This window comes from Alexandriicola marinus (assembly GCF_004000435.1).
Lineage (GTDB): Bacteria > Pseudomonadota > Alphaproteobacteria > Rhodobacterales > Rhodobacteraceae > Alexandriicola > Alexandriicola marinus.
The window spans coordinates 23,454-40,450 of the sequence record NZ_RBVZ01000015.1 but is presented as its reverse complement, the minus strand read 5'-3'; the positions used below and the strand labels follow the sequence as shown (position 1 = coordinate 40,450).

General features: G+C 62.4%; 17 protein-coding genes. 8 read left to right on the top strand and 9 right to left on the bottom strand.

The window, feature by feature from the left end:
- Positions 1–200 precede the first annotated feature (200 nt).
- From EP376_RS23535 to ychF, 3 genes are all read right to left on the bottom strand, one after another.
- Positions 201–2,249 (bottom strand): putative bifunctional diguanylate cyclase/phosphodiesterase, encoded by a 2,049-nt coding sequence (locus EP376_RS23535; RefSeq protein ID WP_164745015.1) that lies wholly within the window; start codon positions 2,247–2,249, stop codon positions 201–203.
- A gap of 11 nt (positions 2,250–2,260) precedes the next feature.
- A complete protein-coding gene (locus tag EP376_RS23085; RefSeq protein ID WP_164745014.1) occupies positions 2,261–2,788 on the bottom strand; it encodes a hypothetical protein in 528 nt (175 codons plus the stop codon).
- 164 nt (positions 2,789–2,952) lie between these two features.
- Complete coding sequence (ychF, locus tag EP376_RS20610) at positions 2,953–4,050, bottom strand: redox-regulated ATPase YchF (protein ID WP_127657400.1); 1,098 nt, start codon at positions 4,048–4,050, stop codon at positions 2,953–2,955.
- A 190-nt stretch (positions 4,051–4,240) separates the two neighbouring features.
- Here ychF and trpA point away from each other — a divergent pair, with 190 nt between their 5' ends.
- The 8 genes from trpA to EP376_RS20565 all read left to right on the top strand — a co-directional run bounded on the left by trpA (position 4,241) and on the right by EP376_RS20565 (position 11,929).
- Entirely contained in the window at positions 4,241–5,032 is a 792-nt protein-coding gene (gene trpA / locus EP376_RS20605; RefSeq protein WP_127657399.1) for a tryptophan synthase subunit alpha, read from the top strand.
- On the top strand, positions 5,029–5,331 hold the full coding sequence (locus EP376_RS20600) for a hypothetical protein (RefSeq protein ID WP_127657398.1): 303 nt from the start codon (positions 5,029–5,031) through the stop codon (positions 5,329–5,331). The genes trpA and EP376_RS20600 overlap by 4 nt, the downstream gene beginning before the upstream one ends.
- Positions 5,332–5,413: 82 nt before the next feature.
- Positions 5,414–6,583, top strand: coding sequence for an alpha-hydroxy acid oxidase (locus EP376_RS20595; RefSeq protein WP_127657397.1), 1,170 nt, complete (start codon positions 5,414–5,416; stop codon positions 6,581–6,583).
- 60 nt (positions 6,584–6,643) lie between these two features.
- Positions 6,644–8,593 (top strand): alpha-amylase family glycosyl hydrolase, encoded by a 1,950-nt coding sequence (locus tag EP376_RS20590; protein WP_127657396.1) that lies wholly within the window; start codon positions 6,644–6,646, stop codon positions 8,591–8,593.
- Positions 8,594–8,668: 75 nt separating this feature from the next.
- Positions 8,669–9,916, top strand: coding sequence for a tryptophan synthase subunit beta (gene trpB, locus EP376_RS20585; RefSeq protein ID WP_127657395.1), 1,248 nt, complete (start codon positions 8,669–8,671; stop codon positions 9,914–9,916).
- Between the two features lie 300 nt (positions 9,917–10,216).
- Positions 10,217–10,768, top strand: a complete 552-nt coding sequence (locus EP376_RS20580; RefSeq protein WP_127657394.1) for a PepSY domain-containing protein — start codon at positions 10,217–10,219, stop codon at positions 10,766–10,768.
- A gap of 48 nt (positions 10,769–10,816) precedes the next feature.
- Positions 10,817–11,353, top strand: coding sequence for a PepSY domain-containing protein (locus EP376_RS23230; RefSeq protein WP_203331052.1), 537 nt, complete (start codon positions 10,817–10,819; stop codon positions 11,351–11,353).
- 33 nt (positions 11,354–11,386) lie between these two features.
- Positions 11,387–11,929, top strand: coding sequence for a helix-turn-helix transcriptional regulator (locus EP376_RS20565; RefSeq protein ID WP_127657393.1), 543 nt, complete (start codon positions 11,387–11,389; stop codon positions 11,927–11,929).
- Here EP376_RS20565 and EP376_RS20560 read toward each other — a convergent pair.
- The 6 genes from EP376_RS20560 to EP376_RS20535 form a co-directional block, all read right to left on the bottom strand.
- On the bottom strand, positions 11,926–12,303 hold the full coding sequence (locus EP376_RS20560) for a DUF2237 family protein (protein WP_127657392.1): 378 nt from the start codon (positions 12,301–12,303) through the stop codon (positions 11,926–11,928). The genes EP376_RS20565 and EP376_RS20560 overlap by 4 nt on opposite strands.
- Before the next feature lie 58 nt (positions 12,304–12,361).
- On the bottom strand, positions 12,362–13,402 hold the full coding sequence (locus tag EP376_RS20555; protein ID WP_127657391.1) for a DUF2332 domain-containing protein: 1,041 nt from the start codon (positions 13,400–13,402) through the stop codon (positions 12,362–12,364).
- Positions 13,399–14,121: an aminoacyl-tRNA hydrolase gene (gene pth / locus EP376_RS20550; protein ID WP_127657390.1), complete on the bottom strand. Its 723-nt coding sequence runs from the start codon at positions 14,119–14,121 to the stop codon at positions 13,399–13,401. The genes EP376_RS20555 and pth overlap by 4 nt, the downstream gene beginning before the upstream one ends.
- A gap of 25 nt (positions 14,122–14,146) precedes the next feature.
- Positions 14,147–15,493, bottom strand: a complete 1,347-nt coding sequence (gene chrA, locus EP376_RS20545; RefSeq protein WP_338068415.1) for a chromate efflux transporter — start codon at positions 15,491–15,493, stop codon at positions 14,147–14,149.
- A gap of 93 nt (positions 15,494–15,586) precedes the next feature.
- Positions 15,587–16,219, bottom strand: coding sequence for a 50S ribosomal protein L25/general stress protein Ctc (locus EP376_RS20540; RefSeq protein WP_127657389.1), 633 nt, complete (start codon positions 16,217–16,219; stop codon positions 15,587–15,589).
- A 134-nt stretch (positions 16,220–16,353) separates the two neighbouring features.
- Positions 16,354–16,995, bottom strand: a complete 642-nt coding sequence (locus EP376_RS20535; protein WP_127657388.1) for a phosphoribosylanthranilate isomerase — start codon at positions 16,993–16,995, stop codon at positions 16,354–16,356.
- Between the last annotated feature and the right edge of the window lie 2 nt (positions 16,996–16,997).

The following is a 16,997-nucleotide window of genomic DNA, read 5'->3' as shown; positions in this document are numbered from 1 at the left end:
ACCCTCGAGACGGTTTCCCGCCTACTCCCTTAGCAGGGGAGCGCCTTCGACCACTCGGCCACGTCTCCGTCGATCCGTTTATCGGGGGGGCGCGCGGGAAACAAGGCAAAAACCGAGGCAGTAGACGCGGGATTTTCGAAGGAGACAGCCCGGGAGGGTCGGAGCCACTGGTGAGGGCGCCAATGATTGCGCGCGTCCTGTCAGTTTTGTCGGTAAAGACGGGGCAGTGACATGGTGGACGAATTGGTGATCTGGTCGTCCGGGATCCCAGGTGGCAGGCAGCGTCCTGCCGGGACGGGGCGGCCGAAGAAATAGCCCTGACCGACAGCGCAGCCGAGCTCTTCGGCGATCTGTGCCTGGGCCAGGGTCTCGATCCCTTCGATCACGACGCCGAGATCAAGTGTTCTCGCGATGTCGACGACGGATGCAACGATCTCGCGGGCGACGGCCGAAGTCTCGAGATCGGTGACAAAGCTCTTGTCGAGTTTGAGTTCGTCGGTCGGCATCTGTCTGAGATACCCAAGTGAGGAATATCCCGTTCCGAAATCATCAAGCGACAGCCGACAGCCCAACTCCCTCAGTCTGTTCAGCTTTTTCGACACCGCGCCCCAGTCGCGCACCTCGACGCTTTCGGTCAGTTCGAGCGTCAGCTGTTCCGGGCGCAGACCCGATGCCTCGATCGCGGCCGCGACATGCGACTCGAGATCGGGTGAAGAGATGTGACGGCCTGACAGATTTATACTGACCGATACGTCCTTGCCGTGACGGGCGTTCCACTCCGCGACAGCACGGGTTGCCGCGCGTAGCATGAAACGATCGATCTCGATGATCAGGCCGCTTTCTTCGGCCAGAGTGATGAATTCCATCGGCATGATCAGGTCGCCTTCATGCCGCCAGCGGACCAGCGCTTCAAAGCCGACATGAGCGCCAGTGGCGAGCACGATCTTGGGCTGCAGCCAGACTTCGAGGTTCTCGTTCAGGATTGCCTGTTCCAGCGCATCCAGCCGGGCCCGCCGCTGTGACAACCGAAGGGCCATATCATCATCGAATTGCCGCATCTTGCCGCGTCCCGGTTCCTCCTTGGCGCAGTAAAGGGCGAAATCGGCGGCGCGGCTGAGGCTTGCCGATGAGACGACCTCTGTTTCGGCGAGCTTGGCCGCCGATGCGATGCCGATCGACAGGCGTGGCAGGATCCGGCTTCCGGAATGCTCGATCGGGACAGTCGCCTGGGGAATCAGCTTGGCGGCAAACCTTTCCAAAGTGCGATGATGCGAGAGGGGAAGCAACAACGCGAATTCATCACCCGCAAGTCGGGCCGCACAGCCGCCATGTTCTTCGGCGATACGGCGAACACCTTCGGAGACCCGGCACAAGACGGCGTCACCGGCCTGATGACCGTGAAGGTCGTTGATCTGCTTGAAATCATCGAGATCAAGGTAGACGAGCGACCACCGGCGTCCCTGCCCGATCTGACGAAGACCCTCGGACCTGTCGAAAAGCTCTTCGAGCCGGTCTGTGAACCATGCCCGATTGTGCAGGCCGGTCAGGGAATCATGGTAGGCGAGATGCGCCACCCTGCCTTCGGCCGCGCTGCGCAACCGCCGCGCAATGACTTCCCGGCGCAAGAGGCAAAGCGCGGTAACCGCCACCAGCAGATTGAGCGCGATGAACGTCGAATGCCGTCGGGCCATCTCGCCGAGAGAGCCGGCCGTTCCGGCAAAGGCCGCAGCCTGATCGTTATGTTTGTCCTCGAGATATCGGATCAGATGCGCATGGGCATCTGCGGCCGCTTCATCCAGGTCACGGGCAAGATCCGCTGTATCGTCGACGCCGGCGCCAAGGGCGGCGTCCGCCAGATCGATCACATTCCACAGACTGGACAGGGCCCGAAGCCCCTCTTCCGGGACATCGTTCTGTTCCATGATCCCTTGAAGAGTGTCTGCCCGGACAAAGAGGATATCGAGGGCGACCTCGAATTCCGAACGCAAATCGTCGTTCAACGCGCCCTCGGCTGCAGCCCGGTTCACGATCGAGGTCACGCGATAGAGATCGGAGACCGTGATGGCGCCATTTCGGATCGAAGGGCCGTCGATGATCTTTCGGGCCTCCCCCAGAAGATCTGTCGACCTCGCGACATAGAGGATGCTGCTGGCCGAGATCAGGGCGAAAATCGTTGCAAGAACAGTCACGCCGAACCGCGACGCCAATCCGTCAAGAAGTCTTGAAATGAACTGATCCAAATGCTGCATGCTGCACCGGTTCAATCGGCGGAACGGATCCTGGCGGCCATCCAGACGAGATGCTGGGTCGTGATGGCCTCCTCGGATTCGAGAACCTGCATCGGGACCACGAACTGGATCGGACCACGCGCGCGTCGACTGTGGGGCCGGCCATCGACGCGGGTTGCAATCATGATCGCACCGGTCTCCCAGGCGGCACGGCCGATCTCGCTGACATAGTCGTTTTCGGCAAGGACAAAGACACCCTCGACCTGATCGAGCCCGTGACGCGCAAGCAGATCCACTAGGAGCACGCCCTCGAAGAGGGCCGGCTCTTCGCGCCATGGCGTCGTCGTCCGGAGCGCATAGGTTGGCAGCCCCTCCAGTTCGGTAGGGCCATAGACATGTTCGACACCGCCACTGTCGACGATGGTCAGCGTGGCATCGGAATGCGCGATCGGCGTCAACTCGACCGGCTGAAAGGCTGGGTTCGGCACCGCCTGCGCGACAGCCGAAATCGGAAGGGCGAATGCGGCACCAAGCGCCGCCGTGAGCAGGAAATACTTCATGGCTAGGGCCTCCTTCTGGCTACGGAGGCAACATCTCAGCCAAGGCTTTTGGCGAGGTTAAGCACCACGCCAAAAGCTACAATTGTCTATATATTCCCGGTTTTGGACATCTGCCGGCCCTGACGGGCGTCAAAGCATGGCGTGGGACCGGCCCTTGGCCTTCGTCAGGTATTGAACAGGAAGTGCATCACGTCGCCATCCTTGACGATGTAGGCCTTGCCCTCCGCGCGCATCTTGCCAGCCTCTTTGGCCGCGGCTTCGCCACCGAGCCCCACGAAATCCTCATAGGCGATCGTCTCGGCCCGGATGAAGCCCTTCTCGAAATCGCCATGGATCACACCAGCCGCCTGGGGGGCCGACGTTCCCTGCCGGATCGTCCAGGCGCGGGCCTCCTTGGGCCCGACGGTGAAATAGGTCTGAAGGTTCAAAAGCTCGTAGCCGGCCCGGATCAACCGGTCGAGACCCGGTTCCTCCAGCCCCATCTCGGCCAGGAACATCTCCTGTTCGTCGGCATCAAGCTGGCTGATCTCTTCCTCGATCTTGGCCGAGATGACGACATGGGAATTGCCCTCGGCCGCGGCCATTTCGGCCACTCTCGCGGATTGCGCATTGCCGGTTCCCGCCGACTCCTCCTCGACATTGCAGACATAGAGCACCGGCTTCGATGTCAGAAGCTGAAGCATCTTCCATGCCTTGATGTCTTCGTCGGCCACCTCGACGGTGCGGGCGGGCTTGCCTTCTTCGAGAACCGCTTGCGCGGCCTTCAGAAGCCGTTCATGCTCGACGGCTTCCTTGTCTCCGCCGCGCACCTTGCGGACGATATTCTGAAGCCGTTTCTCGATGCTCTCGAGATCGGCAAGCATCAGTTCGGTCTCGATCACCTCGGCATCCGCGACCGGATCGACCCGACCCTCGACATGGGTGACGTCGCCATCCTCGAAGCAGCGCAGCACATGGGCGATGGCATCCACCTCGCGGATATTGGCGAGGAACTGATTGCCAAGCCCCTCGCCCTTCGAGGCGCCCTTCACCAGCCCGGCGATATCCACAAAGGTCATCCGGGTGGGAATGATCTGTTTCGATTTCGCGATATCGGCGAGTTTGTCGAGCCGGGCATCGGGCACGGCCACATCGCCCACATTCGGCTCGATCGTGCAGAACGGGAAGTTCGCCGCCTGCGCCGCCGCCGTCTTGGTCAGCGCGTTGAAAAGCGTGGACTTGCCGACATTCGGCAATCCGACGATACCCATCCTGAAACCCATTTCGGCACTCCCATCAAGATTTGCCGCGCTTCTATGGGCGAAACCGCCCGGTCGCAAGGTGAACCTAGACGCAGGGCCGGGCAAGCACGCGTCTATCGGCCGATGCGTGGCGAACGACCGTTGGGCCAAGATCCATTGCACCGACGCCTGTTTTGGGCCAAACCGGGCCGAACCAGATCCGGAGGCCCATATGACCCGCATCGACGCCAAGTTCGAAACCCTGAAACAAGAGGGGAAAAAGGCGTTCGTGGCCTATGTGATGGCCGGCGATCCCGATTATGAAACCTCGCGAGAGATCGTGCTTGGCCTGCCGGCCGCGGGCGTCGACGTGATCGAGTTGGGCGTGCCGTTCACCGATCCCATGGCCGATGGCCCGACGATCCAGCTGGCTGGCCAACGCGCGCTGGCCGGTGGGCAGACGCTGGAAAAGACGCTCCAGATCGCCCGCGACCTGCGCAAGATCGACGACACGACACCGATCGTTCTGATGGGGTATTACAATCCGATCTACAATCGCGGGGTCGACACCTTCCTTGCCGATGCGAAAGAGGCCGGCATCGACGGGCTGATCGTGGTGGACCTTCCGCCCGAAGAGGATGACGAACTTTGCATTCCCGCGCAGAAGGCCGGGCTCAACTTCATCCGGCTGGCCACGCCCACAACCGATGACGCGCGGCTGCCAAAGGTGCTCCAGAACACCTCGGGCTTTGTCTATTACGTCTCGATCACAGGGATCACGGGGGCGGCCAACGCGCAGGCGACCGATGTCGGACCCGAGGTTGCCCGGATCAAGGCGTCGACCGATCTGCCGGTCATCGTGGGGTTCGGGATCAAGACGCCCGAAGCCTCCGAAGCGATCGCCTCGGTGGCGGATGGCGCCGTCGTCGGGTCGGCGATCGTTGAACGGATCGCCCGCAAGGACAGCCCGGCGGACGTGCTGAAGTTTGTGGCCGATCTTGCCGAAGGTGCGCACAGGGCATGAACGTTCTCAGGCGGTACTTCGGTTTCGTGGCGGGCTTGTCGATGGTGTTGATGGTTCTGGCCCCGATCATCCAGATCGCCGCTGAAATCGTTTATCGCTTCCGCGAAGGGGACTGGGCCCGGTTCGATCTGGCCAGCGTGGCGCCCGGGCTTACCGCTCCGCTTCTTGATCAGAATGCCGGGACGATGACCGGTCTTCTGCTGGACCTCTTCTTCGACATGTGGCTGTGCTTTCCGGTGATCGCGGTTCTTCTGCTGATCTGGGTCGTCCACGGCGGGATCCGGGTCGCCCTCGACTAAGATCGTGCGGCATCAGCGCTTCTTGTCAGGAAGTCACCGCATTGGTAAGCAAACCTAACCAATCCCGCCGAAAGCCCTGCAAATGACCGTCATCACCTGCATCGAAGACCTCAAGCGCATTCACAAGCGCAAGACCCCGAAGATGTTCTTCGACTATTGCGAAAGCGGCAGCTGGACGGAACAGACATTCCGCGAGAACACCTCGGATTTCGACAAGATCCGCCTGCGCCAACGCGTGGCCGTCGACATGTCGAACCGGTCAACCGCCACGAAAATGGCCGGGCGGGACGTGGCGTTTCCCACGGCGCTTGCCCCGGTAGGGATGACGGGAATGCAGACCGCCGATGGCGAGATCAAGGCCGCCCGCGCCGCCGAGAAGTTCGGCGTTCCGTTCACCCTGTCGACCATGTCGATCTGCTCGATCGAAGATGTCGCCCGCGCGACCAAGGCGCCGTTCTGGTTCCAGCTTTATGTCATGCAGGACGAGGAATTCGTCGACAACATGATCAGGCGGGCCAAGGATGCGGGCTGCGATGCGCTTGTCCTGACGCTTGATCTGCAGATCCTCGGGCAGCGGCACAAGGACCTCAAGAACGACCTGAATGCCCCGCCCCGGCTCACCCTCAAGAACATGATCGACATCGGCTTTCCCACCCGGTGGGAATGGGCGATCGGCATGTTGGGCACCCATCGCCGCACGTTCCGCAACATCGTGGGCCACGCCAAGGGGGTATCGAACCTCAACAGCCTGATGAGCTGGACACAAGAGCAGTTCGACCCGCGCCTTGATTGGGAAAAGATCGCCAAGATCAAGGAAAAGTGGGGCGGCAGGCTGATTCTGAAAGGCATCCTCGATGCCGAAGATGCGAAGAAGGCCGTCCAGATCGGCGCCGATGCGATCATCGTGTCGAACCATGGCGGACGACAGCTGGATGGTGCGCTGTCGTCGATCCGCGTCCTGCCCTCGATCGTCGAGGCGGTTGGCGATCAGACCGAAGTCTGGCTCGACAGCGGCATCCGCTCGGGTCAGGACGTGCTCAAGGCGATTGCGATGGGCGCAAAGGGCACGATGATCGGCCGGTCCTACATCTATGGGCTTGGCGCGATGGGAGAGCAGGGCGTGACGAAGGCGCTGGAAATCCTGCAAAAGGAATTCGACACCTCGATGGCGCTTTGCGGCCGAAGAACGATCGAGGAAGTCGACCGCGACATTCTGCTTGTTCCCCGGGATTTCGCAGGCGACTGGGCCTGACCCGCTTGATGCGACCCCAGCTTGCAGACTAGGCTCGACCGTTCAGGAGCCGGGGTCGAAATGGCAAAGCGCGTCCGAAAATCAGGCAAAGGAACGTCGGACCCGGGACCGGCGGGGACGGCGCCGGGCATCTCGGACGACCGCCTGTTCGCCCTGCGCTGGCGACGCGCCCGCAAGGAACTGATCGGTCCGCTGGGTCGCCTTTATGGTGGTGACACCGAAATCGACCCCCTGCTCGACCGGCTTCGTGGTCTGCTGGATCGCCATTGGCAGGAGCGGCCCACCGATCTGCGCCTTCTTGATCTGGAACGCGATCTGAATCCCGACTGGTTCCTCTCCGAAGAGATGGTGGCCTATGTCTTCTACATCGACAGGTTCGCGGGCCGGGTCAGCAACATCGCGGCGCAGATACCCTATCTGAAATCCCTGGGCGTGACCTATGCCCATATGATGCCCTGCCTCAAGCCGCGCCCCGGTGCATCCGATGGCGGCTATGCGGTCGAGGATTACCGTGAGATCAATCCCGACCTCGGCACCATGGCCGAATTCCAGATGACCGCGATGCAGCTTCGCGCCAGCGGGATCAGCCCCTGCATCGACATGGTCCTGAACCACACCGCCAAGGAACACGACTGGGCCGTGAAGGCCCGCGACGGCGATCCGTTCTATCAGGCCTTCTACCGCATGTTCGACGACGACCGCCTGCCCAAGGCCTATGAGCGCACGCTGGTCGAGATCTTCCCCGATCAGGCCCCGGGTAACTTCACCTTCTACCCCGATATCGGTCCGACCGGGAAATGGGTCTGGACGACATTCAATGAATACCAATGGGATCTGAACTGGGAAAACCCGGAGGTTTTCCTCGCCATTCTCGACACGATGCTGTTCCTCGCCAACAAGGGGGTCGAGATCTTCCGGCTCGATGCCGTGGCCTTCATGTGGAAAAAACTCGGGACAGGGTGCCAGAACCTGCCGCAGGTGCATGACATCCTCAAGGCGCTGGTTCAGGCGATCCGGGTGTCGGCACCCGCCGTCATCCACAAGGCCGAGGCGATCGTGGCGCCCGCCGATCTGGTCCCCTATCTGGGCACAGGGCGCTATGCCGGGAAGGTGTCCAACCTTGCCTATCAGAACAGCCTCATGGTGCAGTATTGGTCCGCGCTGGCCTCGCGCGACACGCGGCTGATGACCCATGTGATGGGCAGCCGATTCCCCGAAAGTTTTCGCCGCGCGACATGGGCCACCTATATCCGGTGCCACGATGATATCGGCTGGGCGATCACGCCCGAGGACACGGCCGCGATCCCGGGGATGGAAGCCAAGGACCATCGCCGGTTCCTCGCGGATTTCTATAACGGCACCTTTCCGATGTCCTTCGCCCGGGGTGCGGATTTCCAGTCGAACCCCGAGACGGGCGACAGGCGGACCAACGGGTCCTTCGCGTCCCTCGCAGGGCTCGAGGCCGCTCTCGAACGCAATGACCCCGACCAGATTGACCTGTCGATCCGCCGCATCCTGATGGGGCACGCCCTGATCGCAAGCTATGGTGGTATTCCGCTGATCTACATGGGCGACGAGATCGGGATGCTGAACGACCGGTCCTATCTCGATGATCCGTCCCTAGCCGATGACGGGCGCTGGATGCACCGCCCCGTGATGGACTGGCCGGCGACCGAGACGACGACAGGCCCCGCCGCGCGCATCCTCGAGGGTACGCGCCATATCATGGCCACCCGCAAGGCGGCGCCCCAACTGGCCTCGGATGTGCCGACACATGTGATCGACACCGGCCTTTCGGGCCTGTTCGCCTTTGCGCGGCCCGCCGACGACCGGACGCTGACCTGCCTGTTCAATTTCACCGAGACCTCGATCGCAGTTCCCCTGACCCTGTGCGGGATCGACGCGGGCGCCACCCTCCTTGATATCCTGAGCGGCGAGACTGCCCCTGTCGAAGATGGCGCCCTGCACGTCGCGCCCTATGCGGCATTGTGGTTGCGCGCCGCGGCCTGAATCCCGCGCCTCGCCGCTTTACCCCAAGGTCGCGTGGCGCTAGATGATCGGGATGCCCGCCGAGGAGGACGCACCATGCCCGACGACCTGATCAACAGCTTCATGACCGGCCCGGACGAAAAGGGCCGCTTTGGCGATTTCGGCGGACGGTTCGTCTCGGAAACGCTGATGCCGCTGATCCTTGCGCTCGAGGCCGAGTACGAACGGGCCAAGACCGATGACAGCTTCTGGGCCGAGATGGATTATCTCTGGAAGCATTACGTGGGCCGCCCCTCGCCTCTGTATCATGCCGAACGGCTGACAGAGCGGCTTGGCGGGGCCAAGGTCTATATGAAACGCGACGAGCTGAACCATACCGGCGCGCACAAGATCAACAACGTTCTGGGGCAGATCCTTCTGGCCCGCCGCATGGGCAAGAAACGCATCATCGCCGAGACGGGCGCCGGTCAGCACGGCGTGGCGACCGCTACGGTCTGCGCAAAGTTCGGCCTGCAATGCGTCGTTTACATGGGCAAGCATGATGTCGAACGGCAGGCGCCGAACGTGTTCCGGATGCGGTTGCTGGGCGCCGAGGTGATCCCCGTCACCTCCGGCCGCGGCACGCTGAAGGACGCGATGAACGATGCGCTGCGCGATTGGGTCACCAATGTGCGCGACACGTTCTATTGCATCGGCACGGTTGCAGGGCCGCACCCCTATCCGGCGATGGTCCGCGATTTCCAGTCGATCATCGGCAAGGAAGCCAAGGAACAGATGATGGAGGCCGAGGGCCGCCTTCCCGATACGATCATTGCCGCGATTGGCGGCGGGTCGAATGCGATGGGCCTGTTCTACCCCTTCCTCGATGACAAGGAGGTCTCGATCATCGGCGTCGAAGCCGGTGGCCGGGGCGTCGATGAAAAGATGGAACATTGCGCCTCTCTGACGGGGGGACGCCCGGGCGTTCTGCACGGCAACCGCACCTACCTGCTTCAGGATGATGACGGGCAAATCCTCGAAGGCTATTCGATTTCGGCCGGCCTCGATTACCCAGGCATCGGGCCCGAGCATTCCTGGCTTCACGAGATCGGACGCGCCAAATACGTCTCGATCACCGACCGGGAGGCGCTGGACGCCTTCCAGCTGTGCTGCGAGACCGAGGGAATCATCCCCGCGCTCGAACCTTCGCACGCTCTGGCCCATGTCAAAAAGATCGCTCCGGGGCTGCCCAAGGACCACATCATCTGCATGAACATGTGCGGCAGGGGCGACAAGGACATATTCACCGTGGCCAAACATCTGGGTTTCGACATGTCCGATACCGAGGGCCGCGACGCGGATTGATCGGCAGGATCAGGAAATATCGAAGGGCCCCAACCGGGGCCCTTTTTCGTTTATGCCGCCGTTTCTTCCTTGCGGACAGGCACATAGGGCGCAGCAACTTGAACCGAACAACCGGTTCTGACCACGAAAACAGGCATCTAAACCCGGGTTTATGCCTCTCGTTCCCCGGTTTATCGCACCGAAGCTAAACCCGTGATCAATAGAGACGTCGGCGATGGTCGTGCATCCATCGACCCCAAGGCGGCGTGCCACCCTCTCGGGTCGTTGCCTGCTCAACTTAACAAGCAAGGACATGTCCAAATGAAACTCAAGCTTCTGACCACCACCGCCGCCATCGCAATCGCCGCCAGCGTTGCCTTCGCGCAATCCTCAACTGACCAGATCGTGAGTCAACTTCAGGCCCAGGGCTTTACCCGGATCGAAATCAAGGAGGGCCCGACCCAGATCAAGGTCGAGGCCATTCGCGGCACCACCAAGGTCGAATATGTCTATGACAACAGCACCGGCGAGTTGATCAAGAGCGAGGTCGAACGCGTCTCTTCCGATGACGACACCTCGCCCGGAATCCAGATCCGCACGGAAAGCGATGACTTCGTCGACGACGACGATGACGACGGGTTTGACGACAGCGACGATGACAATGATGATGACGATGATCGTGGTGGCCGTGACGACGACGATGATGATGACCGCAACGACCGTGACGACGATGATGATGACGGCGATCGCGGCGGCCGCGACGATAACGACGACGACAATGATGATGACGATGACGACGATCGTGGTGGCCGTGATGACAATGACGACGACGATGATCGCGACGACCGTGACGACGACGATGACGACGATTGAGTCGGCTGGAATTCCGGTCGCAGCTCTCGTCCCTATTCACTTTAAGAGTTGAGATCGGAAACAACGGCCATGTCAAAACGTTCCCTTAAACTGGCCGTCGCGCTCGCCCTGGGGCTTTTCCCCGGGGCGAGTTTCGCTCAGACGGCCGAAGAATCGATCATCTCCCAACTCAGCCAACAAGGCTTTACCAATATCTCCGTCAGCAGAACCCTGCTGGGCCGCACCCGGATTCAAGCCACCAGCTCATCTCTCAGGCGAGAAATCGTGTTCGACCCGACGACAGGCGTTATCCTGCGTGACTATTGGAGAGACCTCGACGATGATGATGACGACGGCAATCGCCTGATCAATCCCCGCAGCTCTTCGGGCGGCACCGGCACGGCTCCCTCTCCCTCCTCGCCGAACGACGATGATGATGATAATGACGACGCCGGCAGCAGTCCTGCCCCGGCGAGCAATGACGATAACGATGACGATGACGATGACGACAGGCGCGACGATGATGACGATCGGGACAACGATCGCGATGACGACGATGACGGGGACGACAGGGACGACAGGGATGATGACGATGATGATGACTGAAGGACAAAGGTCCGGTAACGGGCCGTTGAACCGGTGAGCAGACCCTACGGAATAGTCATCGTTCTGATCGTGCAAGGCATCTGTGCGATCTTGTTCCTGTTGAACACGTTCAGTTCCTTCTTGGGCTGGGCCCCGGTCCCATGGACCCTCTACGAGTTCATCGAGATCGGTGCCGCTGTCGGGCTGGTCCTCGGCAGTGCACTGGGGGCTGTGGCATTGCGGCGGAGCCTGGCCCGCACCGCCCGCGTCGAGGCGCAACTTCGCGCCGCGTCGGGGGCCTTCGGTGAGCTTTTGCAGGAACGGTTCACCGAGTGGGGTCTTACCCCGGCCGAACGGGATGTCGCGCTTTTCTCGATCAAGGGCATGTCGATCCAGGAGATCGCTGCACTTCGGTCAACATCGGACGGCACGGTCAAGGCCCAGACCAATGCGATCTATCGCAAGGCAGGCGTTTCCGGCCGCCCGCAACTGTTGTCGCTGTTCATCGAAGACCTGATGGAGGGCCCCGTCGGCGGGCCGAAAATCGGAGAGACAGAGGCAGCGCCACAGATCGAAACGACGCGGGCGGCAGGCTAACTCTCTCCCATCGCGTTGCTTTCCAGAACCTCCAGAGGAACGATATCCAACGCGTTCCGATGTGTGGCGACGAGATTGACCTTGGGCGCGCACCCTTCGTCATGGGCCTGGGCAAAGCGACTTGCGCACAGGCACCAGTGATCCCCCGGCTTGAGCCCCGCAAAGCCGAACTCCGGCCGTGGTGTCGACAGGTCGTTGCCCACGTATTTCGAAAAGGCGAGAAACTCGGCCGTCATCACGGCACAGACGGTATGGCTTCCCCTGTCTTCGGCACAGGTGTCGCAGGCCCCGTTCCGGAAAAAGCCGGTCAAAGGCTCATAGGAACAGGGGGCAAGAGGTCCGCCAAGGACGTTGATCGATGGATCCTTTTCCATTTCGGGGCCTCCGTCATTGCTGTGGGTCTCTCCAACCCTAGCACAAACTCGCGCCGTGTCAGGCCTCTCCCGACCAGTCGATCCAGCGGCCATGAAAATCGGCGCGCCCGAGGGCCAGAACCACGTCACCGGGCCAGAGCCTGAGCGTCAGAACGGCGCCGGGCTGCGTGCCATCGTTTTCCATCGAAAACCACGCAAGCGGGGTCTGATCGGTGGCCTTGGCACCGGCCGCCTCGATCATGCGGGCGCCCCGGGCCTGACTGTCAGACGGGAAGTATTGCCACGCGATCGTGGTGTAGACGAAGCGCAGCCGCCCGATGGACGGTCTCAGCAACCACCTCTCGAGCCAGTCGATCGCATCGGCGCGGGTCACCTCGGCCTCGGCCGCCGCGATGGCGGCCTGTGTCAGCTCCAGCCGTTCCGGTTGATCCGCCCAGAGATAGGCCATCAGTCGCAGGCGGCCCTCTGCCATGCGGGGATCAAGCGGGTTGAGATCGACCCCTTCCCTGCGCGCAATCTGCACTGGCTGTGGGTCGGGGGCCGGCCCCGTCCAATGCGGGGCAAGTTCAAGAACCGGATCGTCCGGGCCGAGAAGGGTTCCGCCTGCATCAAGGCGAAACCTGTCCCACATGAGGTTGAGCCCGGCACTCGCCCCCAACTCCGCAACATCCATCGGCAGCCCGAAACGTCCCGCCGCCACATGAGCCGCCGGGATGATCGCCGCCGAGCGCCGGACCTCGTTCGTCTGGGGTGCGCTGTCGATGAAACGCCCGATGAACTCGGCCTCATCGCTCAGCGCCAGTTCGACCGCCGACCAGAGTTCGGACAGCTTCACCGTGGCGGGCGGATAAACCGCGTCGAGCCCTGCATGGCCCTGCAGCCGCAGGGCATGAAGCGCCCCGCACAGCCGCAACGGAACCGACGCATCCCGCGGGCCGAGCAACCCGTCCCAGTCGAAGAGCCGGTCTGCCAGAGGCGTGCCCCGTTGCAGCCGCTCGGACAACAGATCGCACAGTTGCCCCATGAATGGGGAGCCTAGGCTGCGGCAGGCGCGTGCCTGATCCGCGAAAGCCTCTTTCAGGCGGCGGTCGCCGATCATCGGAACCTGTCGACCAGCTTCTGCAGCGGGCTTCGACTATCCTCCTCGGACGAGACATCTGCCTTGGGCGTATCTTCGGCTTTCGGAGGGGCGGTGGTCTTGGGGGCAGGGTTTGCCCCCGTTGAATGGGCCTTGCCCGTGCCGCTGCGCGCCGGGTTCATCCGCAAGGCAACCGCGTTGAGGAATTTTGCCCCGTCACCATCGGCAAGAAACGCCGCGCCGTCCGAAATCCCGCGCATCAGGTCGTCCAGCCACTCCTGCTCCACCTTGGCAAAGTCGCGCAGGACATAACCCGGAACGGCATCCTTGTGGCCCGGATGACCAACGCCCAGCCGGACCCGGTCATAATGCGGGCCGATGTGACTGTGGATCGACCGCAGCCCGTTATGGCCCGCGTGACCGCCCCCCGCCTTGAGCCTGATCTTGCCGGGAGCCAGATCGATCTCGTCGTGAAAGACGGTCAGGTCGGTGGACTCGAGCTTGTAGAATTTCAGCGCCTCGCCAACCGATTGACCGGACAGGTTCATGAAGGTCTGCGGCTTCAGGAGGATGATCTTTTCCGACCCCAGCCGCCCTTCCGAGACAAGCGCCTGGAATTTCTGGCGCCATGGCCCGAATCCATGATCTTCCGCGATCCGGTCGACGGCCATGAAGCCGATGTTGTGCCGGTTGCCGGCGTATTTGTCGCCCGGGTTTCCGAGGCCTGCGAATATCTTCATGCGATCCTCCGCGAGAACTCCCCCGCTATATCCCGCCAAGCAGGGCCCCGCAAATGCCCGCAACCGGCAGAAGGCCCCAGATCGGTATGCGCAGGCGGAACACGAGCACCGCGCTGAGCGCGGCGAGGATGGGAACACGCCAATCCAGCGTCGACCAGTCAGGCCACCACAGCCCGACAGGGCCCGTGCGCGCGACCTCGGCAAAGGTCACGTGCAGCGCGAACCAGACCGAAAGGTTCAGGATCACGCCCACGACAACGGCGGTGATACCCTCCATCGCGCCCCTCAGCCGCGCAGACGCACCAAGCTGATCGAGATATGGCGCGCCCGCGAAAATCCAGACAAAGCACGGCGCGAACGTGGCCCAGAGCGTGACAAGACCGGCCAGAACCCCCATCCAGGCCCCCCCTGTCCCGTGGCCTGCGAGGTAGCCCACGAACTGCGTCACAAGGATCAGCGGCCCCGGGGTCGTTTCGGCCAGACCCAGACCATCGAACATCTGGCCCGCGCTGATCCAGCCCTGCCCCGCCACGACCTCCTGCGCCATATAGGCCAGAACCGCGTAGGCCCCGCCAAAGGTGACAACGGCCAGCCACGAGAAGAACAGGGCGATCTCGCCCAGAAGCGCGCTCCCGGTGGCCCAGGTGACAAGGGCCAGAGGCCCGGCCCAGATCAACACCCCGAGGATGACAGTCCTGAGCGTCTGTCCGAAGCGAACAGGCTTGGCCGCGGGCCGGGCGTCATCCCGGCGCGCGCGTGTCACCCCCCACACCGCACCGAACAAGAGGACAAGCGGGAACGGAAGGGCCAGCACGAAGATCGCGGCGAAAGCCAGCAGAGCGGCCAGTTTGTGCCCCACCGTGGGCAAGGCCCGCCCGGTCAGCCGGATCAGGGCCTGCACCACGATCACGAGAACCGCGGCCTTGATCCCCAGAAACAGGCTTTCGACGAGGGGAACCGTGCCATAGGCCGCATAGGCCGCCGCAAGCGCAAAGATGATCAGCGCGCCGGGCAGAACGAACAGGGTTCCGGCGATCAGCCCGCCTGCCGTCCCGCGCAGCCGCCAGCCGGCATAGGTGGCAAGCTGCATCGCCTCGGGACCGGGCAGCATCATGCAAAAGCCCAGCGCAGCGGTGAAATCACGCTCGGTGATCCATGCCTCTTCGTCCACCAGAACGCGGTGCATGAGCGCGATCTGCGCTGCCGGTCCGCCGAATGAGAGCAGGCCGATCCGACCGAAGGCCCGGGCAAGCCGCCCGAGGGATACAGGCTGTGGGTCAGGCGACATGATCACGAAAACGGATGCCGTTGCCTGATGTCCGGATTGTGCATCGCCTGTTGCCCCTTCGTCGCCCGTTTCGGGATCAAACATCCGCAATGTAACGACACGGCGAAAGACAGGCACGCACAAGAAAAAACGGGGCCCGACGGGCCCCGTTCTCGATCACTTGTCCAAGGTCCGGGATTACTCCTCGGCGGCCTCTGCCTCTTCGGCATCGGCTTCCGCTTCTGCGTCGGACGCACGAAGCCCGGACGGAGCAGAGATATTGGCGATGACGAAGTTCCGGTCGATCGTCGGGGTTGCCCCCTCGGGAAGCGGAATGTCAGAGATGTTGATCGTGTCACCGACTTCCAGCCCCGTCAGATCACAGGTGATCGATTCGGGGATATCGCCGGCGATGACGCTCAGCTCGACCTCGGGACGCACAACCGTCAGAACACCGCCACGCTTGATGCCCGGGGCGTCTTTCTCGTTGATGAAATCAACGGGAATGAACAGGCTTACGCGGCTCGTGCGACGCAGGCGCATGAAGTCGACATGGGTCGGAAGGTCTTTCACCACGTCACGTTCGACCGCACGGCAGATGACACGCACGTCGTCGTGCCCTTCAACCTTGAGGTTGAACAGCGTGGCCATGAAACGGCCTGCGCGCAGCATCTTGATCAGTCGGTTGAAGGGAATGTTGATGGGGAGCGGATCTACACCGCCACCATAAACAATGCCAGGAACGTCGCCATTGCGGCGAGCTTGACGGGCGGCCCCCTTGCCTGTCCCCGTCCGTTCCGTGGCGATCAGATCGGGGATCTCACCAGCCATGGGATATTTCCTTTGTGTAAGTGGCCAGTCCTCCAAGGGTGTACCGGCCTGTGAAGTCGCGCGTATAGGATGGTTTGCGCCCTTTGAAAAGACCCAAATCCGGGGGGCCGCGATGCCGGACAATCGCCCTTGGATCAGGCGCGGGCGGCGGCCACGAAGGCCTGCATCCTTTCGGCGTCCTTCACGCCAGGTGCGGATTCGACGCCCGACGCCACATCGACCTGCCTTGCACCCGTCAGGGCGATGGCCTCGGCGACGTTGTCGGGGGTCAGACCACCGGCGAGCATCCACGGAACAGGCCAGCGCCGTGCGGAAATCAGGCGCCAGTCGAAAGTCAGGCCGTTGCCCCCGGGAAGGACGGCATCCTTGGGCGGCTTGGCATCGACAAGGATCTGATCGGCGACCTGCGAATAGAGATCGAGCTTTTCCAGATCGTCGGACGAAGCGACGCCCACGACCTTCATGACCGGCAAACCATGGCGCGCCCGCAAGTCCCGCACCCGGTCCGGACTTTCCGTTCCATGCAGTTGCAACATGTCGAGGGGAACGCGCCCGACGATCTGGTCGAGCATGTCATCAGAGGCATCGACCACGAGCGCTACCTTGGCGACCCCGATGGGCACGTCGACCGCAAGGTCTCTCGCCTCGTCAATGGTCACGGATCGCGGGCTGCGGTCAAAGAAATTGAACCCCAGATAGGCGGCGCCCGCCTCGCAGGCAGCCGCAACCGATTCGGCCGTTCGCAGGCCGCAAATCTTGATACGGATGTCGCGCATGG